Origin of the sequence: Fulvimonas yonginensis (assembly GCF_037137055.1) — a bacterium.
Taxonomy (GTDB): Bacteria; Pseudomonadota; Gammaproteobacteria; order Xanthomonadales; family Rhodanobacteraceae; genus Frateuria_A; species Frateuria_A yonginensis.
In genome coordinates this window covers 100,707-125,250 of sequence record NZ_JBBBNY010000007.1, presented here as the reverse complement: position 1 = coordinate 125,250, position 24,544 = coordinate 100,707, and the positions used below count along the sequence as shown (strand labels likewise).

The window sequence follows — 24,544 nt, the reverse complement described above, 5'->3', positions numbered from 1 at the left end:
GTCAGCCGGCGCTGGACGCCGCGGCCGGGGCAGCCTGCGGATGCTGCGCCGCCGCCTGCAGGCGGAACAGGATCGCCTGCACCATGTCGTCGTTGAGGCTGCGGCGGATCTCCTCCACCTGCGCCTCGTTGCCGACGGTATTTCTGGCGTCGTAGCTGTAGGAGCGTGACATGTCGATGCGCTGCTGCGGCACCAGCGGCTGGCCGGCGCCGTCGTCCACCTCGAAGCGCACCTGGTAGTTCACCGCGTACTCGGTCACGCGGGCGCCACCGCTGACGCTCAGCATGTCGGTGCTGAACTGCGCCACCGGGATCTTGAGCTCCGCGATGCCGGGTCCGCCCTCGTCCTCCAGGGTGACGCCCGAGCTCTCCAGCGCCCGCGCCAGGTTGCGCTGCAGGTCGCCGCCGCCGTTGACCGACAGGTGCATGCGCTGCATCGAGGCCGGCAGCGCGGCGCTCTGGCGCAGGTGGAAACCGCAGGCCGACAGCACCAGGACGGCGGCGAGCAGCGGGGCGCGGAGCAGACGGTTCATGGGCTCATCCTGCGACGATGTTGACGATCTTGCCGGGTACCACGATCACCTTGCGCACGGTCTGGCCTTCCAGGTGCGCCTGCACCTGCGGTTGCGCGCGAGCCAGCGCCTCGGCCTCTTCCCTGGACGCGTTGGCCGGCAGCTCGATGGTAGCGCGCAACTTGCCGTTGACCTGCACGGCCAGGGTCACCGAGTCGCGCACCAGCGCGGCCGGGTCCGGCTGCGGCCAGGGTACGTCCTCGAGCACCGTCTGCGGATGGCCCAGCACCTGCCACAGGGCATGGCAGACGTGCGGCACCACCGGGTTGAGCAGCAGCACCATGGTCTCCAGCGCCTCGTGGCGCACGGCCCGACCCTGCTCGCTCATATCGCCGAACCTGCCGACCGCGTTGAGCAGCTCCATCAGGGCGGCGATGGCGGTGTTGAAGGAATGGCGGCGGCCGAGGTCGTCGCCGACTTTCTGGATGGTCTCGTGCACCTGCCGGCGCAGCGCCTTCTGGCCGGCGTCCAGCGCGGCCGGATCCACCACCGGATGGTCGGGCTGCGCCGCGTGCGTGGTCACCTCGCGCCAGAAGCGGCGCAGGAAGCGGGCCATGCCTTCGACGCCCGCCTCGCTCCATTCCAGCGACTGCTCCGGCGGGGCGGCGAACATGGAGAACAGGCGCACCGTGTCGGCGCCGAACTTCTCCACCATCGCCTGCGGGTCGACACCGTTGTTCTTGGACTTGGACATCTTCTCGGTGCCGCCGATCTGCACCGGCTGGCCGTCCGATTTGAGCCGCGCGCCGATCACGCGCGCGCGCTCGTCGCGCTCGATCTCCACGTCCGCGGGATTGATCCAGTCCTTCGAGCCGTCCGCGTTCTCGCGATAGAACGTCTCGGCGATCACCATGCCCTGGCACAGCAGGTTGGTCGCCGGTTCGTCCGAGCGCACCAGGCCCGCGTCGCGCAGCAGCTTGTGATAGAAGCGGAAGTACAGCAGGTGCAGGATCGCGTGCTCGATGCCGCCGATGTACTGGTCCACCGGCAGCCAGTAGTCGGCGCGGGCGTCGACCATGCCGTTCGCGCCCGGGCTGGTGTAGCGCGCGTAGTACCAGCTCGACTCCATGAAGGTGTCGAAGGTGTCGGTCTCACGCTCGGCCGGGCCACCGCACTGCGGACAGGTGCACTTGCGCCACTGCGGATCGGCCTTGATCGGCGACTGCACGCCCGAGAATTCCACGTCCTCGGGCAGCACCACTGGCAGCTGGTCCTCCGGTACCGGCAGCGCGCCGCAGCTGTCGCAGTAGATCACCGGGATCGGGCAGCCCCAGTAGCGCTGGCGGCTGACGCCCCAGTCGCGCAGGCGCCAGTTGACGCGGCGCTGGCCCTTGCCCTCGCGTTCCAGCCGGTCGGCGATGGCCTCGAAGGCCTGCGCGAAATCGAGCCCGTCGTAGTCGCCGGAATTCACCAGCGTGCCGCGCTCGGTATACGCCTCGTCTTCCTGGATGCGCCGCTCGAATTCCTGCACCGTGCGCAGCGCCGCCGACATCGCGACCGCATCGGTCCGCGCGCCTTCCAGCGCATCGCGCATGGCGTCGGCGCGCACGCCGGCCTTGAGGTCGTGGCCGATCTCGGCCAGCGCATCGACCACGCCACGATCGACGATCACCATGCGGATCGGCAGCGAGTACTTCTGCGCGAACTCCCAGTCGCGCTGGTCGTGGCCGGGCACCGCCATTACCGCGCCGGTGCCGTAACCCATCAGCACGAAGTTGGCCACCCAGACCGGGATCGGTTCGCCGGTGATCGGATGGATCGCGCGCAGGCCGGTGTCCATGCCGCGCTTTTCCTGGGTCTCCAGCTCGGCCTCGGAGACGCCGCCGTGCTTGAGTTCCTCCAGGAACGCGGCCAACCGATCGTTGCCCTGCGCCGCCTTCAGCGCCAGCGGGTGCTCGCCGGCGATGGACACGAAGGTGACGCCCATCAGCGTGTCCGGCCGCGTGGTGAACACGCTCAGCGGCTCGGCCTCGCCTTCCACGTCGAAGTGGATCTCCAGCCCCTCGGAGCGGCCGATCCAGTTGCGCTGCATGGTCTTGACCGCGTCCGGCCAGCCCGGCAGCGTGTCCAGGCCGTCCAGCAGTTCCTGCGCGTAGTCGGTGATCTTCAGGAACCATTGCGGGATCTCGCGCTTCTCCACCAGCGCGCCGGAGCGCCAGCCGCGGCCGTCGATCACCTGCTCGTTGGCCAGCACGGTCTGGTCGACCGGGTCCCAGTTCACCACCGCGTTCTTGCGGTACGCCAGGCCCTTCTTCATCAGCCGCGTGAACATCAGCTGTTCCCAGCGGTAGTACTCCGGGCGGCAGGTGGCGAACTCGCGCGTCCAGTCGTAGGCGAAGCCCATGCGTTTCAACTGCTCGCGCATGTGCTCGATGTTGCGGTAGGTCCACTTCGCCGGCGCGGTGCGGTTCTTGATCGCGGCGTTCTCGGCGGGCAGGCCGAACGCGTCCCAACCCATCGGCTGCAGCACGTTCCTGCCGTTCATGCGCTGGAAACGGCTGATCACATCGCCAATGGTGTAGTTGCGCACGTGCCCCATGTGCAGCGCGCCGGAGGGGTACGGCAGCATCGAAAGGCAGTAGAACTTGGGCCGCGAGGGGTCCTCCTTCACCTCGTAGGCGCGCTGCGCGCTCCAGTACTGCTGCGCGGCGGCTTCCACCGCCTGCGGCTGGTAGCCCTGCTCGTTCGAAGCCTGTTCGTGGGAGTCCTGCATCTGTCGGTGCCGTTGCTGTGGGGGATTCGCGAGGCGACCTGGGACCGTCGCGGCGATGAACCCGTCAGCCTAGCCGAGCGTCCGGCTGGCGCCAAGACGGGGAGCGGAAACGCCTGCCCCGTAGGAGCGAGCTTGCTCGCGATGCCTATGGACGATCCCCAGGCAAAAAGCATCGCGAGCAAGCTCGCTTCTACATGAGGCGGATCATGGGGGAGGCGGGGTCATGGGGGGCAGGCGTGGGCCTGCCCGGCAGCCACCGGGCCGGCCACCTGGGCGATCTGCTGCGCCAGGCGCGCCAGCGCGTGCTGATGGCCCTCGACCAGCGCGTCGTAGCCGGCACCCACCGGTTCGCGGATCTGGCTGGTGCAGGCGAGGGTCGCATCGCCCTGCAGCAGGCGCAGGCTCCAGGCCGCATCGATCAGGGCATAGTCGCCCGGGGCGGAATCGAAGCGGCGCAGGTCGACCTTGATGCGCAGCCGCGGCCTGCCGTCCATCGGCAGGCCGGTCACGTCCCGCGCGTGCAGCGCCTGCGCCAGGTCGGCGGACAGCGCGCCGCGCACCTCGTCGGCCAGCGGCGCGATCCAGCGCTCGGCACCCAGCGGTGCCGCGCCCTGCCCGCCCTGGCGGATCACCAGTTGCGGCTGGTCCGCCTGGGCCGGGATGCCGACCGGCATCAGCTCGAACCCGAACGGCGCCGGGGCCACGCCGTCTGCCGGCGAGGCCGGCGCCGGCGCGATCAGCGTGTAGTAGTGCACCGGCGCGGAGGCGCAGGCGGCCAGCCCCAGCGCCAGTGCGCCGGCGAGCAGGTGTGGCGTGCGGATCATGGCTTGCTCCCTTGCCTGGCGGGCGGCGGCGTCTCACGGGCGGGCGGCGCATCGTCCGGCCGGCCGCGGATCAGCGCCTCCGGATGCACGCCCAGGTAATCGGTCAGCGCGCGCAGCGAACGGGCCATGCGCTGCAGTTCCTGCAGGGTGCTGCCCAGGTTCTGCTGCAACGGCGAGTCGGCCGAAAGCGCATGGTCGGCGTTGCCCAACGTGCGCTGCGCACCCTTGAGCGTGCCACGCAGTTCCGGCAGCACGCCGGCATTGACCTGCTCGAGGGTGCGATCCAGCTGGCCCAGCGTGGCATCCAGGTTGCGGCCGATGCTGTCGAACGGGATCTTCTGCACCTTGGTCACGATGTCGGCCAGTTGCTCCTGCAGCTTGTCGAAGCTGCCCGGGGCGGTGGGCACGTCGACCGGCGTGGCATGCACGTCGAAGGCAGCCTTCGGCGCCTTGGGCACGAAGTCCAGGGCGATGTAGAGCTGGCCGGTCAGCAGGTTGCCGGTCCGCGCCTGCGCGCGCAGGCCGTGCGCCACCAGCGGGCCGAACATGCGGCCCAGGTCGACCCGGCCCTCCCTGGTGCCGGCCTGCGCGGCGAGCTTGTCGTAGGCGCGCCCGAGCCGCTGCGGGTAGATCACGGCACCGACGGTGACCGGGAAGTGCTCGTCCTTCGCCTCGTAATCCATGTTGATCGACACCACGCTGCCGATGTTGACGCCGAGGAACTCCACCGGCGCGTCCACCGTCAGACCGCGCAGCGACTGGTTGAAGCGCATGCGGATGTAGCGCGGCGGGCCGTCCGGCGGCGCCATCGCCGTGGTCTCGTCCTTGAACAGGGTGAAGTCGGCGTCTTCCGGCGCGGGCGTGGCGTCGTGCGGCCCGCGCGGCTCCTCGAAGGCCACGCCGCCGGCGATCACCGTGGCGAGCGACTGCGTATTGAGCTTGAGCCCGTTGGCGCCCAGCGACACGTCCACGCCGCTGGCATTCCAGAACCGCGTCGAGCGGGTGACGAAGCGGTCGTTCGGCCCGTCGATGAAGATGTGCAGCGAGACGCCCTTGCCGTCCCTGTCCAGTGCGTAGGACACCACCCGGCCCACCTGGATGCGCCGGTAGTACACCGGCGAACCGGTGTCCAGCGAACCGAGGTCGTCGGTGTGCAGCACGAAGCTCTTGCCCGGCTCCCCGTGCAGCACCGCCGGCGGGGTTTCCAGGCCCTTGAAGTCGTACTTCTCCTCCCTGGAGTCGCCCACGTCGGCGCCGATGAAGGCACCCGAGAGCAGCGTGTCCACGCCCGACACGCCGCCCAGGCCGATGCGCGGGCGCACCACCCAGTAGCGCGTGCCGCGGGTGGCGAAGCTCTCGGCGCTCTTGTTCAGCGCCACCGTGACACGCACGCGGCGACGGTCCTCGGAGAGCTCCAGATTGGTGACCTTGCCGATCACCACGTTCTTGTACTTGACCGGCGTCTTGCCCGCTTCCAGGCCCTCGGCGGTCTGGAAGGTGATGGTGATCTCCGGCCCCGCCTGCAGCCAGGCATGCACCACCAGCGACAGGCCCACCAGCGCCGCCAGCACCGGCACCAGCCAGATCAGCGACAGGCTGAAGCGCCGCCGGCGCACCACCGGTTCGGGCAGGTCCTCGCGCGGAGGCGGGGTTTGCTCAGTCATCGTCGGGGCCATCCCACATCAGTCGGGGGTCGAAGCTCATCGAGGCGAACATCGTAAGTATCACGGTCAGGCCGAAGAACACCACGCCCGGCAGCGGCTCCACCTGACTGAAGAAGCCGAACCGCACCAGCGCGGTGAGCAGCGCCACCACGAACACGTCCAGCATCGACCAGTAGCCGATGAACTCCACCGCGCGATAGAGCTTGGCGCGCTGGCGCAGCGCCCAGGTACTGCCGCGCTGCGTGGTGATCAGCAGCGTGCCGAGCACCAGGAACTTCATCATCGGCACCACGATCGAGGCGCTGAACACGATCACCGCCAGGCTCGGGGAACCCTTCACCCACAGCTCCACCACTCCGCTGATGATGGTGTTGTCGTCCACGTCGCCCAGGCTCACCGTGCGCATGATCGGCAGCACGTTGGCCGGGATGTACAGCATGAACGCCGCCAGCAGCAGCGCCCAGGTGCGCCCGATGCTGTCGCGCTTGCGCCGGTGCAGCGCCGAGCCGCAACGCGGACAGCTCGCCTCGGCTGCCGCCGGCTCGTGGGATACCAGGCCGCACACGTGACAGCCGATGACGCCCAGTTCGTGCGCACGCGGCGCCCGGCTCATGCCTTGCGCTCCGTCATGTCCCACAGCGTGCGCAGGTCGATGCCGGAGAACACGGTGATCAGGAACGTGAGCGCGCCGTAGGCCCAGATGCCGGGATCCGGCTGCACCTCGAAATACGCGCGTGCCTTGACGATCGACACCATCGCGCCGAGCACGAACACCTCGGTCATGGTCCACGGCTGCAGGTGATAGAGGGTGCGCATGATGAAGGCGAAACCGGGCGCGCGCCGGCGGCTGCGCGCGAACAGCAGCACCCAGCCGAGCATCAGCATCTTGTTCAGCGGAAAGAAGAACAGCGTGGCCGCAGCGAGCACGGCCACCACCTGCGCGTCCTGCCGCCACATCATGATGATCGTGCCCCACAGCGTGGCGCTGCTCTGCCGTGCGCCCAGGCCCAGGGTCACCACCGGCCACACGTTGGCGATCAGGAACACGATCAGCGCGGTCAGCACCAGCGCCAGCATGCCCTCCGCGTTCAGCACGCGGTAACGCGCCAGCACGGCGCCGCAGCGCACGCAGCGCACCTCCTCGCCGCGCGCCAGCGGGCGGCAGCGGTGGACGGTATCGCATTCCTCGCACACCAGCAGGCGCCCGGCCGTCGCGCACGCCTGCGCCTGCGCCGCAGGCGACTGCGGCGGCCTGCGGGCCATGCCCTGCTGTGCCGTGCTCATCGGGCCATTCTCTCAAATCGCGCGCTGGCGCGGGCGCGTCGCAGGCCACTTGATATGCTGCGGGGCGCCCCGATGTGAAACGTCCCTGCCAGGAGAGCTCCACGTGACTGCTGCCGCCCAAGCCCATGTGTTCGACGTCGACACGGCCAACTTCGAAGCCGAGGTGCTGCGCGCCTCGCTGACCACGCCGGTGCTGATCGATTTCTGGGCCACCTGGTGCGGGCCCTGCAAGACGCTCGGCCCGATGCTGGAGAAGCTGGCCGCCGAGTACAACGGCGCGTTCCGCCTGGCCAAGGTCGACGTCGACAAGAACCAGGAGCTGGCCGCCATGTTCGGCATCCGCTCCATTCCCACCGTCATGCTGGTCAGGGACGGGCAGCTGGTCGACGGCTTCGCCGGTGCCCTGCCCGAAGGGCAACTGCGCGAGTTCCTGTCCCGCTACGTTCAGCCCGCGGAAGACGCTCCTGCGCAGGAGGAACCCGAGTCGATGGCGTGGGAGGACCCGGCGCAGGCGATCAACCGCCTGCAGCAGGAGATCGCGGCCCAGCCCGACCACGCCGAGCTCAAGCTCGACCTCGCGCTGGCGCTGATGCGCAACGGCCAGGCCGAGGCGGCCGAAGCCGAGCTCGATGCCCTGCCGGCCAACCTGGCCACCGACGCCCGGGCCGTGCGCCTGCGCAGCCAGCTGGACCTGGCCCGCGCGCTGGACGGCGCGCCGGCGCTGGCCGAACTGCGCCAGCGCGTGCAGGCCGACCCGGCCGACTGGGCCGCGCGCGACCTGCTCGGTGTGCGCCTGCTGCTGGAGGACGACCCGGCGGCCGGTCTGGAACAGTTCCTCACCATCCTGGAAAAGGCCCGCGACTGGAACGAAGGCCAGGCGAAGAAGCGCCTGCTCGCCGCCTTCGCGACGCTGGAGGACGCCGAGCTGGTCGGTCGCTACCGGCGCCGCATGGCCTCGCTGCTGTTCTGAACCCGCCGCGGCTCAGCCCACGCGCCACAGCCGGCGCGCCTCCGCCGCCACCAGTTCGGGGAACTCCTCGGGGAAGAACAGCCGCGCGCCCGCGACCTGGCGCACGCCCAGCGACCGGCCGAGGTGGCGGTCCAGGTAGGCGGCCCCGGCCGGCGAGAATATGTCGTCGCCGGTACCCCAGAGGATGCAGGCCGGCGCCCTGCACCGCTGCAGTTGCGGCGCGATGCCGGCCAGCCCGTGCCGCTCCAGCCCGATCAGATGGGCGTGGTCCGCTCGGGATGGCGCACCAGCGGCGCGAGATAGGTGTCGCTGGTGGCGTCGGCGAGCCGCTCGGGAAAGGTATAGGTGAGGCCGCCCAGCCCGTCCGGCGCGCGGGCCAGCGCCTTGTCGGCCAGCCAGCGGGCGAGCCGGCGCCGTACGAACACCCCCTCGTGGGCCATGCGGATCACCGGCCGCATCGCTGCCGGCGGGCATTCTCCCGGTATCGCAGTGGGTGAGCAGCAGCGTGCGCACGCGCCCGGGATGCCGCGCCGCCAGCAACTGGGCCACGGCCCCGCCGCTGTCGCTGGCCACGAGGTCGAAGCGCTCGACACCCAGGCGCTCGAGCAGCGCCAGCAGCATCGTCACCTGCGCGTCGGGCGTGACGGCCTGCCCTGGCCGCACGCGGGTGTACCCCGGCCCCAGCAGGTCCGGCGCGATGCAGCGCCGCCTCGCCCCGTCCCCGCTCGACGCAGGCGATCTCGCCCTGCGAGGTGGGCACGAACCGGCGTTCCGCATGGAACACCGCCGCGTCGAGCGGGCGCGCGGCCGGCGCCGAGTCCGCCCGCGGCAATCACGGCCGTCCACCGGAGAAAGGTCCCGCGCTGCATGCCGGTGGCCTCCGTCGGAAAGCCGCATCCTCGCTGCCGCACATCATCCACTCAGTGACCCGCCGCATCACGCCGCGATGACCTTCGGGGTCATCGCCGCGGGTATCGCATGTGCCTATCATCCGGTGCCCGTCGACTCACGCGCGCACCATGACCTTGCCAAGCCCCTCTCCCACCCCGGCCGGCATGCTGCTGCGCGAATGGCGTACGGCACGCCGGCTGAGCCAGCTCGCGCTCGCCCTGGACGCCGGCCTCTCCCCGCGGCACCTGAGCTGCATCGAGACCGGCAAGGCACAGCCCAGCCGCGGCATGCTGGCGCGCCTGGCCGACGCGCTGGACATGCCGCTGCGCGAACGCAATGCGCTGCTGGTGGCCGCCGGCTACGCGCCCAGCTATCCGGAAACGGCGCTGGGTACGCCCGCTCTGGCGCAGATCCGCCGCGCCATCGAATTCACGCTGGCGCAACAGGAACCCTATCCGGCCTTCCTGCTCGACCGTCACTGGGACGTGCTGGCGGCCAACGACGCCGCGCAGCGGGTGAACCGCTTCGTGATGCACGGACGGGCGAGCGCCCACGCCAACATGCTGCGCCAGTTCTTCGATCCCGCGGACCTGCGCCCCGCCGTCGCCAACTGGGAGGAGGTGGCCGGCGAGCTGATCCGCCACCTGCACAACGCGGTCGCCGCCGCACCCTCCGATGCCAAGGCGCGCGCGCTGCTGGAGGAGGTGCTGGCCTACCCCGAGGTGCCGCCGCGCTGGCGCAGCCGCGAGCCGGGCGCCGCGGCCTCGCCGCTGCTCACCACGGTACTGCGTCGCGACGGGCACGAGCTGCGCTTCTTCTCCACCATCACCACCTTCGGCACGCCACGCGACGTCACCCTGGACGAACTGCACATCGAGTGCTGCTTCCCGGTGGACGACGCCACCGCCCGCCTGTGCCGGCAGCTCGCGCAGGAGGACGCCGAGGCCCCCGCCGCCTGACGCCCGCGCGGGCCCTTGTCCAGAACATACGCATGCGTATGCTTTACCGGCCCCCGCCCGGAATCCCCGCATGCGCGCCCGCACCTTCCGCCACCTCCTCAACTTCTGGCCGCCCTTCCTCTGCAACGGCATCCGCGTGCTGGAGCTGAGCGACGACTGGAGCCGCGCCCACGTGGTGCTGCGCCTGCGCCCGTGGAACCGCAACTACGTGCGCAGCCAGTTCGGCGGGAACCTGTTCGCCATGACCGATCCGTTCTGGATGCTGCTGGCGATGCACCGGCTGGGCAGCGACTACTACGTGTGGGACAAGGCCGCGGCGATCGACTTCGTGGCGCCCGGGCGCGAGGACGTCCATGCGTCCTTCCACCTGACCGAGGCCTTGGTGGACGAACTGCGCACGGCCGCAGCCGACGGCGGCAAGGTGCTGCGCTGGTTCGAAACCGACGTGGCTACCGCGTCCGGCGAGGTCGTCGCACGCGTGCGCAAGCAGCTCTACGTGCGCCTGAAACCCCAGGCGCGCCAATCCTGAGCGTCGCTGCCGCCCCACCACCCTCCTACAGTTAGGGGGAGCCACGCCTACAATGGTCCTTTCGCCCTACGGACGATGGCCATGCCCCGCCTGCGCCTCAGACGCTACCTGCTCACCGGCCTGCTCACCTTCATTCCGCTGTGGGTGACCTGGACCGTATTCAAGTTCGTACTGGGCTTCCTGGCCGGCATCGGCGCGCCGCTGGTGGCCGCAGCGCTCGGTGTGCTGGCGCTGGTGGCGCCGGATACCGCCAGCGCATTGGGCAGCGCCTGGTTCACCTCGCTGCTGGCGCTGCTGATCACGTTGCTGGCACTGTACCTGCTCGGCTTCCTGGCCAGCCGCATGATCGGCCAGCGGCTGCTGGACGCCTTCGATGCGCTGCTGCAGCGCATCCCGCTGGTGCAGACCATCTACGGCGGCACCAAGAAGCTGATGACGGTGCTGCAGCAGAAGCCCTCGGGCGTGCAGCGCGTGGTGCTGGTGGACTTCCCGCACGCAGGCACCAAGGCGATGGGCTTCGTCACCCGGCTGATGACCGAGGACGGCACCGGCCGCGAGATGGCCGCGGTGTTCGTGCCGACCACGCCCAATCCCACCGGCGGCTTCCTGCTGACCCTGCCGGTGACGGCGCTCACCCCCACGGACTGGACCATGGACCAGGCGATGGCCTTCATCATTTCCGGCGGCGCGGTCTCGCCCGACACGCTGCCCGCCGCCCTGCCCCGCGACGAGAACCGCGCATGAACCTGCGTTGCCTGCTGCCCGCCCTGCTGCTGGGTGCAATCCTTCCGACCCGCGCCGCAGCCGGCCAGTGGACCACGCCCGCCGAGGCGGCGCAGTTCCGCACCACGCCGAGCTACGCCGACACGCTGGCCTACCTGCAGCGCCTGCAGGCCGCCGCGCCGGGCAAGCTGCGCCTGGAAACCTTCGGCACCACGCCGGAGGGCCGTCCGATGACCGTGGTGATCGCCAGCGCCAACGGCACCTTCTCGCCCGAGGCCGCGCGCGCCGCACACAAGCCGGTGGTGCTGGTGCAGGCCGGCATCCATCCGGGCGAGATCGAGGGCAAGGACGCCGGGCTGATGCTGCTTCGCGACTACGCCGTCAGCGGCAAGCGACCGCACCTGCTCGACCACGCCGTGCTGGTGTTCATCCCCGTGTTCAGCGTGGACGGCCACGAGAACACCAGCCCGTACCATCGCATCAACCAGGACGGCCCGCAGGAACAGGGCTTCCGCGGCCAGTCGCAGTACCTCAACCTCAACCGCGACTACGTCAAGGCGGACGCGCCGGAGATGCGCGCGTGGCTGAAGCTCTGGCAGCGCTGGCTGCCGGACTTCCTGGTGGACGTGCACACCACCGACGGCGCCGACTACCCCTACGACCTCACCTGGTACACCGAGGACCCGCACAAGCTCGACCCCGGCGTCGCCGCGTGGCAGCGCGCGCTGATGGACGCGACGATCCCCGCCTACGAGGCGCGTGGCCATCTCGCCTCGATCTACCTGGAGTTCAAGGACGGTCGCGACCCGCGCAAGGGGATCGTCAACTTCGGCTCCGGTCCGCGCTTCTCCACCGGCTACGCGGCGCTGCAGAACCGCCCGGCGCTGCTGATCGAGACCCACATGCTCAAGCCCTACGGGGTGCGCGTGCGCGCAGTCCACGACCTGGTCGGGATCCTGCTGCAGCAGATCGGCCGGCACCCGCAGGCGCTGCTGGATGCAACCAGGGCCGCCGACGCCCGCGTGGTAGCGCGCGCGCAGGAACCGTCGGCGCAGGTCCCGCTGACCTTCAAGCCGGACCCGGTTTCCACGCCGTACGCGCTCAAGGGCTACGCGTTCACGCTGAGCCCCAGCGAGGTGTCCGGCGCGGACTGGATCCGCTACGACCGGACGCGGCCCCGTACCTACACCATCCCGAACTGGAACGGGTTGCTGCCGGAGATCTCGATACAGCCGCCGGCTGCCTACGCGATTCCCGCCCAGTGGACCGTGCTGATCGACCGGCTCGATGCCCATGGCATCCGCTACCGGCGCCTCGCACATGCGGCGACGATCCGCGCGCAGGGCTACCAGCTCGACCAGCCGCAATGGGCGCAGCGGCCCTTCGAGGGCCACCTCTTGCTGCGCAGCTTCGAAAGCCGCGCCGTGACGCGCGAGGCCACGCTGCCGGCCGGCTCGGTGATCGTGCCGCTGGACCAGCGTGCCGCCAACGTGGCGATCGAACTGCTGGAGCCGCAGGCGCCCGACTCGATGCTGCGCTGGGGTTACCTCGACGCCATCTTCGAGCCCAAGGAATACGGCGAGCCGCGGGTGCTCGAGAAGCTGGCCCGCGAGATGCTGGCAGCCGACCCGGCGCTCGCGGCCGACTTCCAGCGCCGGCTGCACGACGACCCGGCCTTCGCCGCCGACCCCGGCGCGCGGCTGATGTTCTTCTTCCAGCGTTCGCCCTGGTACGCCGCCCAGGGCGTCGGCGCCTACCCGGTGCTGCGCCTCGATGCCGCGACATGGAAGACGCTGGCCACGGAGCCGGCCCGCCCGTGAGGCACGGGGTCAGCCGCCCAGGTACTTGGCCAGCTTGGTCAGCAGCGCGCCCGGGTTGATCGGCTTGGCCAGGAAATCCACCGCACCGGCGGCGAGGCTGCGGATGACCGTCTCGCGATCGCTCTGCCCGGTGAGCATGATGATGGGGATGGTGTCGAACTCGCCCGGCTGCTTGAGCCGGCGGGTGGTCTCCACGCCGTCCTGGTCGGGCAGCATGTAGTCCATCAGGATCAGCGACGGCCGGATCTTGCGCAGCAGGTTGAGCGCCTCGGTTCCCGAGCCGGCCAGCACCACCTCGTACCCCTCCCGCTCAAGGATCCTGGCCACCACCTTCTGGCTGAACTCGTCGTCGTCGACCACCAGCACCCGCCGGCTGGGCCCCGCCACCTGCCTGAGGAGCGTCTGCGCCTGCCCGAGCTGCGAGGAGGATTCGCGCTGCAACTGGCTGGTCCAGCGGCGCAGCGGCTCGATGGCCACGCGGCCGGACTCCACCAGCGGGCCGATCTCGGCCGACACGAACGCCTTGAATTCCTTTTCCAGCTTCTGCACGTCGCGCACGGCCATCGCGTCGCTCAGCTCCCCGCGCGAGATCCGCCCGAGCAGTTGCTCGATCGCCGCGCCCAGCCGCTCGCCGTTGCGCGCCAGTTGTTCGGCGGCCGATTCCACCTGCCGGCCACCCTGGGTGAGGTGCTGGTCCAGCGTGCGGCCGAACTCGTCGAGCTGGCGCGCATAGTCGCCGAGCTGGCGTTCGCTGAAGGACATCCCGCGTGACTGCTTGAGTTCGCGCAGCGCCACGTGGATGGACATCGGCAGGCGGCTGCCGTCATAGGGGGAGGGCCAGAACAGCACGTAGTCGTCGAAGTACTGCTTGCGGCACAGGTCGAACGCGGTCTTCACCTGCTCGCGGGTGCAGAACACGATCGTGCGGTGGCTGTGCTGCTGCGCGGTCGCGCCGAAGCGGTACAGGCCCAGGTAGTAGCTCTGTGCGTTCTCGATGCGGTTGAAGACCAGCAGCAGCACGTCGGGGCGCACCCGCTCGAAGTCCTCCACGTAGCGGTCGGGGTCGAAGGAGACGGTGATGTTCGGATAGTCGGCGGCCAGTTGCGAACGCAACGCTTCGGCTTCGGCGCGCTGGTCCGAGGCGATCAGGATCTTGCCGTCGACCTCGACGTTGCTCATGGCACGGCCTCCGCGTCGTGGTTGAGCGTGCGGTAGTCCGCCGGCCACCGCTCCAGCCAGGAGGAGATGGCCGACGCCGGCAATGGCCGGGCGACCGCCCAGCCCTGGGCGTGGCTGCAACCGGCCTTGCGCACGAAGGCCCAGTCCTGCGGGCTCTCCACGCCCTCGGCGATGCAGTTCATGCCCAGCCGGGCGGCCATGCTCGCGCTCGCCTCCACGATGGCGGCGTGCACCTGGTCGCGCGCGGCGTCGTGCACGAAGCTGCGGTCGATCTTCAGCTCCACGAACGGCAAGTCGCGCAGTTGCGCGAACGAGGCGTGTCCGGTGCCGAAATCGTCGATGGACACGGCGAACTTCTTGAGCTGCAGCCGGGTGAGCGCGCTCAGCGTGGCGGTGAGGTCGCGCATGAAGCGGCTCTCGGTGACTTCCCAGACGATGTCCGAGGCGGTCAGCCCGCTGGCCTTGACCAGCTCCAGCAGGCGCTCGACCACCGCCGGCTCCTGCAGCGTCTCCATCGAGAGATTGATCGCCAGCGGCAGGCGGATGCCCTGCCTGCGCCAGGAGCGCAGCTGCTCGGTGGCGAGCAGGATCACGCGGTCGGTCAGCGCGTCGATCAGGCCGTAGTCCTCGGCCAGCGAGACGAACCGCTCCGGGTAGATCAGCCCCTCGGCGGGATGCCGCCACCGGACCAGGCATTCCATGCCCGTCGGCTCGCCATCGGCGATGCGCACCTGCGGCTGGTAGTGCAGGATCAACTGGCCCTGCTCGATCGCCTGCGCGAGTTCGGCGTGACTGTAGGTCGGCGGCGAGGACGGCGCGCGCTGCTCCGCGCCGCCGCCGGCGCGGCCCGTCTGGCCGCTGGCCAGCAGCGTGGCGAGCCGACTCGCATCGACCGGCTTTGGGAGGCTGCCCAGGATGTTGAGCTTCAACGCGCGCGCCAGCTTGGTGGCCGCCTGCAACAGGCGTGCGCCCTCGCCGGTGACCAGCACCAGCCCACCCTTCCAGCGGGCGTTGCCCAGCGCCTCGATGAACTGGATGCCGTCCATGTCCGGCATGGCGAGGTCGCAGACGATCACCTGCGGCGCCGTCTCGCCGAGCACCTCGGAGAGCGCGTCGCGGGCATGCGCCGTGCCGGTGGCCTGGAAGCCGTGGCGCGCGATCGCTTCCACCAGCAACCGGCGGCTGAAAGCGTCGTCGTCGACGACCAGAATGCGTGATGTGGTCGCGGCCGCCGTCATGGCTGCCGGTCCAGGCTGAGCGCGATGTCCTCGCTGACGAGCTTCCATTCCTCCTCCAACTGGTCGAGCACCGACACCATCTCCATTCGCGTCGCCTGATCGGCGCCGCACAGGCCTTCGATTTCTTCGCACAGTGCACCCATGCGCGCCGCGCCCACCGAGCGGGCGGACGACTTCAGCCGATGGGCCAGGGAACGTGCATCACGCCACGCGTCTGTAGGCGCCAGCGCGTGCAGGGAGTGCATAAGCCGCGCCGCGCCCTGGCTGAACTCGTTCAGGAAATCGGCGACCACCTCGGGCTCGTCGCCCACCAGCTGTTGCAGCACGCGGACGTCCAGATGCCCGGACGCGGCCTCGTCGTCGCGCACGGATGGCTCGTGGCCGGAGGCGGCCCGCGCGGGTGAGGCAGACAGCAGCCAGCGGGTCAGGACCTCGCGCAGGCGCTCCAGCTCGACCGGCTTGGTTACCACGTCGTCCATGCCCGCCTCGAAGCATTTGGCTTCGTCGCCGATGATCGCGTTGGCGGTGAAGGCGATGATCGGGATGCGCGCCAATCCCCTGCCCGCCTCCTCGCTGCGGATCGCACGCGCCAGCGTGTAGCCGTCCATCCGCGGCATGTGCAGGTCGGCCAGGATCGCGTCGTAGCCGCCGCGCCGCCACGCCGCCAGTGCCTGCTCGCCGTCCCCGACCAGGTCGCCGTGGACGCCCAGGCGGTGCAACTGGCGCTGGATCACCCGCTGGTTGATCTCGTGGTCCTCGGCGATCAGCAGCCGGATGCTCTCGCCGACGAAACAGGCCTCGCTTTCCGGCGCCAGTGGCGCGGGCGCGGCCGGCCGCTGGCCCAGGGCGGCGGCCATCGCTTCCTCCAGGCCGCGCATGTTGAACACCGCGCGGCCGAGCAGCACCACGCCGGCATCGACGAGCCCGCCCGCCTTTCGCTCGCCCGGCGACCAGACCACCTGGGGCAGTTCGCGTTCGCAGGCGACCGCCGCCATGCGCCGAAGCTGCCGCCAGTCGTCCGCCCCCGGCCCGCTGAGGATGAGGGGCTGCGCATCGGCCGTGGCGGCGTCGGGATCCCGCGCTTCGTCCAGCCAGCGCGCCATGTCCTCGCCGCACGGGAAGGTCTCGTACGGCAGTTGCATGGCCTGCAGGCAGGCCGCGGCGTCGGCGCAGAACGCCACATCGGACGAGACCACCAACGCACGCGAGAGGCCCTCGCGGCGGGCAACCGCCGCCGGCGGATTCCACCGTCCCCGGCCGAACCGCAGCGCGATCGTGAACACCGTGCCCTGTCCGGGCAGGCTGTGGCAGACGATCTCGCCCTCCATCAGCTCCACCAGGCGCTTGCAGATCGACAGGCCGAGCCCGGTGCCGCCGAAGCGCCGCGTCGTGGCACCCTCGCCCTGGGTGAACGGATGGAACACCCGCCCCAGCACCTCCTGGGTCATGCCGATGCCGTTGTCGCGGATCTCGAGCATGACCTCCGCGCTCGCGTCCGGGTGCAGGTGCGCATCCACCCGCACGTCGACGCGGCCGGCGACGCCCGAACGCCCGGCGGAGAACTTGATCGCGTTGCCGATCAGGTTGTGCAGGATCTGCCTGACCCGGACCGGGTCCGCGAGCACCGTGGCGGGCGTGCTCGGCGCCACGAAGGCGCGCAGCTCGACCCCCTTCGCCTCGGCGACCGCGACGTGCGTGGCGCACACGGCCTCGACCATCCGGTCCAGGTCCACCGGCTGCATTTCCAGGTCGAGCTTGCCCGCCTCTATCTTGGAGAAGTCGAGGATGTCGTCCAGCAGGTCCAGCAGCGTGGAGGCGGACTGCTGGATGGTTTCGACCATCTCGCGGTCGCCACGCGGCAGGGAGCTCTGCAGCAACAGCTCGGACATGCCCAGCACGCCGTTCATGGGCGTGCGGATCTCGTGGCTCATGGTCGCCAGGAACGCCGACTTGGCGCGGCTGGCCTGCTCGGCCTCCATGCGCGCGCGCAGCAGTTCGTGCTTGGCGGCGAGTTCCTCGCGGACGTCGCGGATGATGGCCGCGTAGTGGGTTTCGCCGCGCAGCTCGTACGAGCCGACCGACACCTCCAGTGCGCGCGGCTCGCCGTCGACGGCCAGGCCTTCGAACGCGCCCTTCAGCAGCAGCGGTTCGCCGGTGGCGCTGGCCACCCCGTCCCGCCACAGGTCGGCACGGCAGATCTGCTCGAACAGGCCCGGGATGAGTTCGTTGAGGTCACGGCCGATCGCGCCGCTCACCGGCATGCTGAAGACCGCGGCGACCGCCGCATTGGCGCTGGTGATGATGCCGTCGCGGTCGATGGTGATCACGCAACTGGGAATGTTCTCCACGATCGCGCGGATCTGCTCTTCCTTGTTGCGCAGGAGGAGGTTGGTGGCGTAGAGCGCATCGGTGCGCTGCTCGACCCGCTCCTCCAGCTCCGCGTTCAGCTCCTCCAGCCGCAGCCGCGCCTCGCGGCGTTCGGTGATGTCGCGCGTCACCGCCACGTAGAACGGCGCCTGGTCGGCGGAATGGATGTACTGCACCGCCATCTCGACCGGCAACCGCGAACCGTCCCGGCGCAGCAGCTCGGTCTCCAGCCGGTGGCCCTTCTCCGGGCGGGCGGCGGCCGCGGCCAGCAGAGCGGTCGCCTGCGGCCGGGCCGCGGCGTCCTGCAGGTCCAGCAAGGTCATCGAGAGCAGTTGGGTGCGCGTGTAGGCGCTTTGCCGCAAGGCGCCCTCGTTGACGTAGAAGATCTGCAGCGAGTCCGGGTCGAAGCTGAAGGTCGCCTCGGCGATCGCATCCAGGGTGCTCAATGCCTGGTTGGCGGCGCCCTGGATGCGCCGACGCTCGGAGGTGTCCTCCACCACCGTGAAGATGCGCGGGGGATGCTCGCCGTCGGGGTCGATCACCGAATAGGTCACGTGCACCCAGAAATCGCCGCCGTCGGCGCGGCGCAGGCGCTTGTCCAGGGAGCCGGCCGCGGCCTCGCCGCGCAACAGCCGCTGCAGCAGCGCGCCGTCGCGCTCGCGGTCCTCCGGATGGGTCCAGTCCGACCAGGACTGCGGGGCGTGGACGTGGTCGACGCCGCAGCCGACCATCTCCAGCAGGCGCCGGTTCGGCAGCGTGACCCTGCCGCCCTCCAGATGGGCCATGCCCACCGCGGCCTGCTCGAAGGCCACGCGCAGCCGCGCCTCGCTCTCGCGGAACGCCGCTTCGGCGGCGTAACGGTCGGTCACGTCGATGATGCTTCCGATCAGTTCGACCAGCTCCCCTTGCTCGTCGCGGACGGCGTGCAGGTGATCGGCGACCCAGGCGTAGCTGCCGTCGGCACGACGCAGGCGGTACTCGTAGGACCAGCGGTCGTCCGCGCGCAGCCTTTCGTTGAACTCGGCGAACACGCGCTCGGCGTCGTCGGGATGCACGTGTTCGGCCCACCACGTGCTGCCGGGAAGCCCGTCGTCGAACCGATGGCCGAACGGATCCACGGTGGAGGACAGCCACACCGGCTCGAGCACCGCGTCGGGCGAGGGTCGCAGCACGTAAACGAACACCGGCAGCGACTCCAGAACCTCGCGCTGCCGCTGCTCGACGCGCGCCAGCTCGCGCGTGGCCGCCTTGACCCGCGTGAGGTCGGTGATGGTGCCCACCCAGCCGGGCTCGTCGCCCCGCTCGTCCATCGAGCGCAAGCGCACCGCCTGGATCAGCGCGTGGATCTCGCTGCCGTCCGCATGCCGCATCCGGCACTCGGCGACGAAGCTGTCGCTGCTGTCGCGGGCGGTGAACCACGCTTCGCGGAAGCGCTGGTAGTCCTGCGGATCGATGGCATGCAGCCAGCCGTAGGTGAGGTCTTCCGAAGCATGCCGACCGGTCAGCACGTCCCAGTGACTGCTGATGTAGCGGCACGCGCCTTCGCCGTCGGTCTGGAAGATCACCACCGGCGCGGCCATGCAAAGCGTCTCGAACAGGCGCCGGCTGCGGGCCAGTGCGAACTGGATCCGCTTGTGCCGGGAAATGTCCTCGATCGACACCACCACGCGCAGGTCGGAACCGCTGCCGAAGCGTGCCGCCCGCAACTGCATCCAGATCGGATCGGGCTCGTCCTCGCTGGTGTAGACGTACTCCAGTTCGAAGGTCTGCTCCTGCCCCTGGATCACGCCGAGCAACCCGGCATGGATGTCGCGCGCCGCCGGATGGGTCGACAGCGCGATCTTCTCCAGCCAGTTGGATCCCACCACGGCGCGTGGCCGGTCCCGGGTCGCCGGGTGGCCCTGCTCCCACGCGCGGTTGGTCGCCAGCACCATGCCCGTGCGGTCGAGGATCGCGATGCGCGAGGACAGTGCGCCGAGCGCCGCGCGGCTCAGCAGGTCGCTGTCGCGTCGCGCCTGCCGGTCCTCGATCTGCCGCGACTCGTCGCTGGCGAAGCCGACGTAGATCTCGCGTCCCTCGAACGGCACCGAGGTGATGAACACGAACACCGGCAGTTCCCTGCCGTCGCGCCGCCGCAGCCTTACGTGCAACTGCTGCGGCCCCTGGGTCCGGATGGCCTGCCGCAGGCGCTGCCACCGCTCGCCGCTGAGGTCGGGGTGGATGCGCGTGAGATCGAGTCGCTCCAGCTCGTCGCTGCTGTAGCCCAGCAGCCTGGCCGTGGCCCGGTTGGCGCGCAGGCCGCGGCCGTGCTCGTCCAGCCAGAACACCGAGACCAGGGATTCCTCCAGGGTGTGGTTGGCCAGCGTGAGCGCGCGCAGCATGTCGCGCCGCTCGGTCACGTCGGTGAGCATGGCATCCACGCAGTTGGTGGCGCGGCCGCCGGTATGGACCACGCACAGGCGCTCGTGGATCCAGCGCTCGCGACCGGACACATCGACGATGCGGAACTCGTGCTGATGCACGCCGGTTTCGGCGACGGTCTCCCAGGCGTTGCCGACGCGCTCGCGGTCCGCTTCGTGCACGAAGCGGAGCACGTCGTCGGCCGACCGGATCGCGCCGGGCTCCACGCCCAGCAGCGCATGGGCCCCCTGGCTGACGAAGAACACCGGCCGGCCCTCGTCCGCCTGCCAGCGGTAGGCCATGCCGTCGAGGTTGGAAAGGATCGAGCGCAGCCGCGACTCGTTGTCGCGAATTTCGGCGGTCTGCCGCTGCACCAGCTCTTCCATGGTGCCGGTGATGCGGCGCAGCTCCTCCTCCGTCTGCACCTGCTCGCTGATGTCGCGCGAGGTCACCAGCGCGCGCCGCACCGAGCCGTCGGCATCGCGCAACGGGGCAGCATACACGTCGCGCCAGCGCCGCTCGCCGGCCAGGGTGATCGCACCCCGGAACCGGCTGGCGTGGCCGGCGATCACGCTGGCCAGCGCCTGCTCGGCCAGCTCGCGGTACGGCGGCGACCAGCGCTCGAGCCAGCGCGTCCCGAGGACCTCCTCGCGCGACGTCGCGCCCAGCAAGCGCAGGGCAGCGGGTGAGACGTCCTGGATCACGCTGTCCAGCCCCACTACCGTGATCGCGTCCGGGCTGGAGTCGAACAGGCTGCGCGCATAGGCCTCGCTCTCGCTCAACGCCAAGCGCGAGGTCTTCTGCGCGTGGATGTCCTGGTGCGTACCGGCGACCATGCGCGGGCTGCCGTCGGGCCAGCGGCTGACCACGTCCCCGAGCGAGAGCGTCCAGCGCCACTCGCCCGAGCGGTGCCGCAGGCGGTATTCGACACGCAGCCGCATGGGCTCGGACGCCTCGACGAACGCCCGCAGGGCGGCCTCGGCGCCCGGCAGGTCGTCGGGGTGCACCAGCGAGGCCCAGCCGGCGTAGCTCATCTCCACGTCGCCCGGGCCGTAGCCGAGCAGGGACGGCCAGTTGTTTTCCGAATAGGCGCGCCCGCTGCGTACCTCCCATTCCCACAGGCCGACGTTGGCCGCCCGCACGGCCCGCTCGACGCGGCGCAACTTCTGCGCGAGCTGGTCGCGTTCCGCCTGCATGGCCAGCGTGTGGGCGAACAGCTCCGCGACCTCGCGCAGTCCGGCCACGTCCGTGCCGTCGGCCGGGGCCCACAGTCGCCCGGCTGCGCAGCCGTTCGCCAGCAAGGGACAGGACACCCACCGCGAGGCCTCCACGGTGCCCGGCTCGGGCCATGCCTCGGGTGCCGAGGTGTCGCCCAGCACGGCGATGCGCCTGCCCTCCCAGTCGACCGCCAGGCAGGGAGCCTGCACACGGTGCAACGCGAACCGTTCGAGCGGCGCCAACGCGCTCTGTTCCTGCTGCACGTCAGAAGGCATCGGAGTGGGGTGAAGCATAGAAAGCCGTGGCGGGAGAAGAGGCACGCATGCCGATGCGGTGGATCCGGTTTCCAGGCCGGACAGCGGGAGCTTGATCGCTTGCACACACTATCGGCACCGTCTGGTGAAGACTTGAACAAGCGCGGCGGTTCGAAGACGCCGCGACAGCCGCGCCGCCGTGGCGTTTTCTCAAGGCCGGTGCGGTTGCGCCGATACCCTCCGTACAGGTCCGGTCGCCCGAGCGCCAATGACGAGAACAACCAGCGGACTCCTCCTCGAGCGGTGCTACGCGTATGCCGACGCACCCCTGATCGCCCTCGAAGCCGCGCCCGAGGGCCTGCGCGTGGCCGCGGTCAACCCGGCATACGAACGGTTCTTCGGCCGGGATGCGGCTGCGGTGACGGGTATCCGATGGGACCGTGCGCTGGGCCACGCCGGTTGGCTCGAAGGCGTGGAGGCGGCCCTGCATGCCGGCGAGGTGGTGGAGCGTACGGGCGTGCTCGACGCCGCCGGCAAAGCACGCTGGTGCAGGCTGGTCGCCTGTCCATCCGTCGACACCGGCGGCCGGGTCGTGCAGGCGGTGCTCACCGTGCACGACGTCGACGACCGTGTCGCCGCCGAACAGGCACGCGAGTTCCTGGCCAGCCACGACGTGGTGTCCGGCCTGTTGCGGCCGGGGCAGGTCAAGGACAACCTCGCCGCCCAACTGGTACGCGCGGTCACCCAGTGCCACCGGCTGTTCGTCTGCTACATCGACATCGACAAGTTCGGCGCCTTCAACCAGACCGACGGCTTCGAGGCCGGCGACCGGCTGCTGCAGCAGGTCGCCGATCGCCTGGTGGCCGCGGGCCGGGACGCCTCGCTGGTGAGCCGCATCGCCGGCGACGAGTTCATCGTCGGCGGCGTGGATGCGACCGGCGACCTCGACATGCTCGAAGTCGGCCAGCAGTTGCTCGACGAGTTGAGCCAGCCGATCGCCTTCGGCGCCTTCGAGCTGCGCCTGGGCGCCAGCATCGGCATCGCCTGCTTCCCGGACACGGCCGCCAGCGTGGACGACCTGCTGCAGCAGTCGGCGCTGGCGGCGCGCACCGCCAAGGAGCGCGGCGGCAACCGCGTGCACGTGTTCAACACCCAGCAGCGCACGCTGCTCCGCGACCGCATGGACATGGGCGTGCACCTGCGCGGCGCGGTGGCACGGGGCGAACTCGAGCTGGCCTACCAGCCGGTGGTGAGCGTGGCCAAGCGCGAGATCACCGGCATGGAGGCGCTGGTCCGCTGGCGCAGCCCGCAACTCGGCCTGGTGACGCCGGACCGCTTCATTCCCCTGGCCGAGGACCTGGGCCTGATCCCGGACATCGGCCAGTGGGTGCTGGTGCAGGCGTGCCAGCAGGCGCGCCGCTGGCTCGACTGCGGCGTGGGCGACTTCGTGCTGTCGGTCAACGTGTCCGGCCTGCAGATGCGCGGGCAGCAGGTGATCGAGGACGTCAGCCGCGCCCTGGACGGCGCCCGCCTGCCGGCGCGCTACCTGGAGCTGGAACTGACCGAAAAGGCGATCATGGGCGATCCCGACCACGTCGCCTCGCTGATGCGCGAGCTGCGCAAGATCGGCGTGAGCCTGTCCATGGACGACTTCGGCATCGGGCACTCCAGCCTGGGGCTGATGCAGCGCTTCCCGGTCAACCGGCTCAAGATCGACCGCTCCTTCGTCTCGGCGGTGCCGAACGACGTCGGCGCGGCGCGGATCTGCCGCGCGATTCTGGGGCTGGCGCACGAGTTCGGCTGCACCGTGGTGGCCGAGGGCGTGGAGACGCCACTGCAGCTGGGATTCCTCGAACGCAACGGCTGCGAGTACATCCAGGGCCACTACCTGGGCGAGCCGGTGAGCGCCGACGGCATGCTGGCACGGCTGCGCAATCCCTCGCTGCGGACCGCCGACCAGGGCAATCGCGGCGACGCCGGCTCGATCCTGCTGGTGGACGACGAGCAGAACGTCCTGCGCGCGCTGGCGCGCCTGCTGCGCAGGGACGGCTATGCGATCCATACCGCGGGCACCTTCCAGCAGGCCTTCGACATCCTGGGCACCACCGAGGTCGACGTGGTGGTCTCCGACCACCGCATGCCGGAAGGGCGCGGCACCGAATTTCTCGGCAAGGTCAAGGAGACCCACCCGCGCACCATCCGCATGATCCTCAGCGGATACGCCGACATCGGCGCGGTGACCGAGGCGATCAACGGCGGCGCCGTGTACCGGTTCCTGACCAAGCCCTGGGTGGACGACGAACTGCGCAAGGTGATCAAGGAGGCGATGGCCCGGGCCCGCCGCGACCAGGTGCAGCGCGGCGCCACGGGTCCGGTCGCAGATGCCTAGTCGTCCAGGTCCAGGTAGATCGCGCCGTTCTCGTCACGCTCGACGCGCGTGATGCCGGGGCACTCGGATTCCAGCTGACGCAGCGCGGCCTCCTGGCGCGAGATGGTGCCCTGCTGCACGCGCACCAGGTCGGCCAGCCGCTGGTTCTCCCGGCTCAGCGCATAGACGTGCAGCGCCTGCACCACGGCCAGCTGCAGCTCGCCGTCGTCCCACGGCTTGTTGACGAAGCGGAACACCTGGGTGTCGTTGATCGCCGCCACCACCGTGGGCAGGTCGGCCTGGCCGCTGATGATGATGCGCGCGACGTCGGGCTGGTGCCTGATCGCCTCGCGCAGGAACTCCAGGCCGGTCATGGCCGGCATCCGGAAATCGGTGATGATGAGGTCGACCGGCTCCTGCCGGACGCAGGCGAGCGCCTCGGTCGCGCTGGTGAAGGTCTTGATCTGGCAGGGCCCGCCGAACCGGTCCGAGTCGATACGCTTGATCACGCGGGTGAGCGCGTTGAGGATGGCCTGCTCGTCGTCCAGGAGCAGCAGTTTGTAGGTCATCGT

Annotated in this window: 17 protein-coding genes and 1 pseudogene; 6 read left to right on the top strand and 12 right to left on the bottom strand. The window is 70.3% G+C overall.

What is annotated here, in order from left to right; genetic code table 11:
* Position 1: 1 nt before the first annotated feature.
* The 6 genes from WAT24_RS11155 to WAT24_RS11130 form a co-directional block, all read right to left on the bottom strand.
* Positions 2-532, bottom strand: a complete 531-nt coding sequence (locus WAT24_RS11155) for an LPS-assembly lipoprotein LptE (protein WP_336807943.1) — start codon at positions 530-532, stop codon at positions 2-4.
* A gap of 4 nt (positions 533-536) precedes the next feature.
* Positions 537-3,284: a leucine--tRNA ligase gene (leuS, locus tag WAT24_RS11150; RefSeq protein ID WP_336807942.1), complete on the bottom strand. Its 2,748-nt coding sequence runs from the start codon at positions 3,282-3,284 to the stop codon at positions 537-539.
* 221 nt (positions 3,285-3,505) lie between these two features.
* The gene (locus WAT24_RS11145) at positions 3,506-4,108 is read right to left on the bottom strand and encodes a PqiC family protein (protein WP_336807941.1); all 603 of its coding nucleotides are present in this window, start codon (positions 4,106-4,108) and stop codon (positions 3,506-3,508) included.
* Complete coding sequence (locus tag WAT24_RS11140) at positions 4,105-5,772, bottom strand: PqiB family protein (RefSeq protein WP_336807940.1); 1,668 nt, start codon at positions 5,770-5,772, stop codon at positions 4,105-4,107. The genes WAT24_RS11145 and WAT24_RS11140 overlap by 4 nt, the downstream gene beginning before the upstream one ends.
* The gene (locus tag WAT24_RS11135) at positions 5,765-6,385 is read right to left on the bottom strand and encodes a paraquat-inducible protein A (RefSeq protein ID WP_336807939.1); all 621 of its coding nucleotides are present in this window, start codon (positions 6,383-6,385) and stop codon (positions 5,765-5,767) included. The genes WAT24_RS11140 and WAT24_RS11135 overlap by 8 nt, the downstream gene beginning before the upstream one ends.
* Positions 6,382-7,056: a paraquat-inducible protein A gene (locus tag WAT24_RS11130; protein WP_336807938.1), complete on the bottom strand. Its 675-nt coding sequence runs from the start codon at positions 7,054-7,056 to the stop codon at positions 6,382-6,384. The genes WAT24_RS11135 and WAT24_RS11130 overlap by 4 nt, the downstream gene beginning before the upstream one ends.
* A 103-nt stretch (positions 7,057-7,159) precedes the next feature.
* On the opposite strand from WAT24_RS11130, the gene trxA reads away from it, so the two are divergent.
* Positions 7,160-8,026, top strand: coding sequence for a thioredoxin (trxA, locus tag WAT24_RS11125; protein ID WP_336807937.1), 867 nt, complete (start codon positions 7,160-7,162; stop codon positions 8,024-8,026).
* Positions 8,027-8,280: 254 nt separating this feature from the next.
* Here trxA and WAT24_RS11120 read toward each other — a convergent pair whose 3' ends face one another.
* Positions 8,281-8,466 (bottom strand): hypothetical protein, encoded by a 186-nt coding sequence (locus WAT24_RS11120; RefSeq protein ID WP_336807976.1) that lies wholly within the window; start codon positions 8,464-8,466, stop codon positions 8,281-8,283.
* 115 nt (positions 8,467-8,581) lie between these two features.
* Positions 8,582-8,803, bottom strand: a pseudogene (locus WAT24_RS11115) (alpha/beta fold hydrolase); the annotation flags it as partial.
* A 242-nt stretch (positions 8,804-9,045) separates the two neighbouring features.
* Between WAT24_RS11115 and WAT24_RS11110 the strand changes: the two are divergent.
* The 4 genes from WAT24_RS11110 (at position 9,046) to WAT24_RS11095 (ending at position 12,948) form a co-directional block, all read left to right on the top strand.
* On the top strand, positions 9,046-9,876 hold the full coding sequence (locus WAT24_RS11110) for a helix-turn-helix domain-containing protein (RefSeq protein WP_336807936.1): 831 nt from the start codon (positions 9,046-9,048) through the stop codon (positions 9,874-9,876).
* Positions 9,877-9,946: 70 nt separating this feature from the next.
* The gene (locus WAT24_RS11105) at positions 9,947-10,405 is read left to right on the top strand and encodes a DUF4442 domain-containing protein (protein ID WP_336807935.1); all 459 of its coding nucleotides are present in this window, start codon (positions 9,947-9,949) and stop codon (positions 10,403-10,405) included.
* Positions 10,406-10,486: 81 nt separating this feature from the next.
* The gene (locus WAT24_RS11100) at positions 10,487-11,149 is read left to right on the top strand and encodes a DUF502 domain-containing protein (protein ID WP_336807934.1); all 663 of its coding nucleotides are present in this window, start codon (positions 10,487-10,489) and stop codon (positions 11,147-11,149) included.
* On the top strand, positions 11,146-12,948 hold the full coding sequence (locus WAT24_RS11095; RefSeq protein WP_336807933.1) for a M14 family metallopeptidase: 1,803 nt from the start codon (positions 11,146-11,148) through the stop codon (positions 12,946-12,948). Before WAT24_RS11100 ends, WAT24_RS11095 begins: the two co-directional genes overlap by 4 nt.
* 9 nt (positions 12,949-12,957) lie before the next feature.
* On the opposite strand, the gene WAT24_RS11090 is transcribed toward WAT24_RS11095, so the two are convergent.
* Genes WAT24_RS11090 through WAT24_RS11080 form a run of 3 tightly spaced genes read right to left on the bottom strand, consistent with a single transcriptional unit; the run spans position 12,958 to position 21,625 of the window.
* Complete coding sequence (locus WAT24_RS11090; protein ID WP_336807932.1) at positions 12,958-14,127, bottom strand: response regulator; 1,170 nt, start codon at positions 14,125-14,127, stop codon at positions 12,958-12,960.
* Positions 14,124-15,365, bottom strand: a complete 1,242-nt coding sequence (locus tag WAT24_RS11085) for an EAL domain-containing response regulator (protein ID WP_336807931.1) — start codon at positions 15,363-15,365, stop codon at positions 14,124-14,126. The genes WAT24_RS11090 and WAT24_RS11085 overlap by 4 nt, the downstream gene beginning before the upstream one ends.
* The gene (locus WAT24_RS11080; protein ID WP_336807930.1) at positions 15,362-21,625 is read right to left on the bottom strand and encodes a PAS domain S-box protein; all 6,264 of its coding nucleotides are present in this window, start codon (positions 21,623-21,625) and stop codon (positions 15,362-15,364) included. The genes WAT24_RS11085 and WAT24_RS11080 overlap by 4 nt, the downstream gene beginning before the upstream one ends.
* Before the next feature lie 247 nt (positions 21,626-21,872).
* Between WAT24_RS11080 and WAT24_RS11075 the strand changes: the two genes are divergently transcribed.
* Positions 21,873-23,993, top strand: a complete 2,121-nt coding sequence (locus WAT24_RS11075; RefSeq protein ID WP_336807929.1) for an EAL domain-containing protein — start codon at positions 21,873-21,875, stop codon at positions 23,991-23,993.
* Here the strand turns inward: WAT24_RS11075 and WAT24_RS11070 are convergent.
* On the bottom strand, positions 23,990-24,541 hold the full coding sequence (locus WAT24_RS11070; protein WP_336807928.1) for a response regulator: 552 nt from the start codon (positions 24,539-24,541) through the stop codon (positions 23,990-23,992). The genes WAT24_RS11075 and WAT24_RS11070 overlap by 4 nt on opposite strands.
* Positions 24,542-24,544 lie beyond the last annotated feature (3 nt).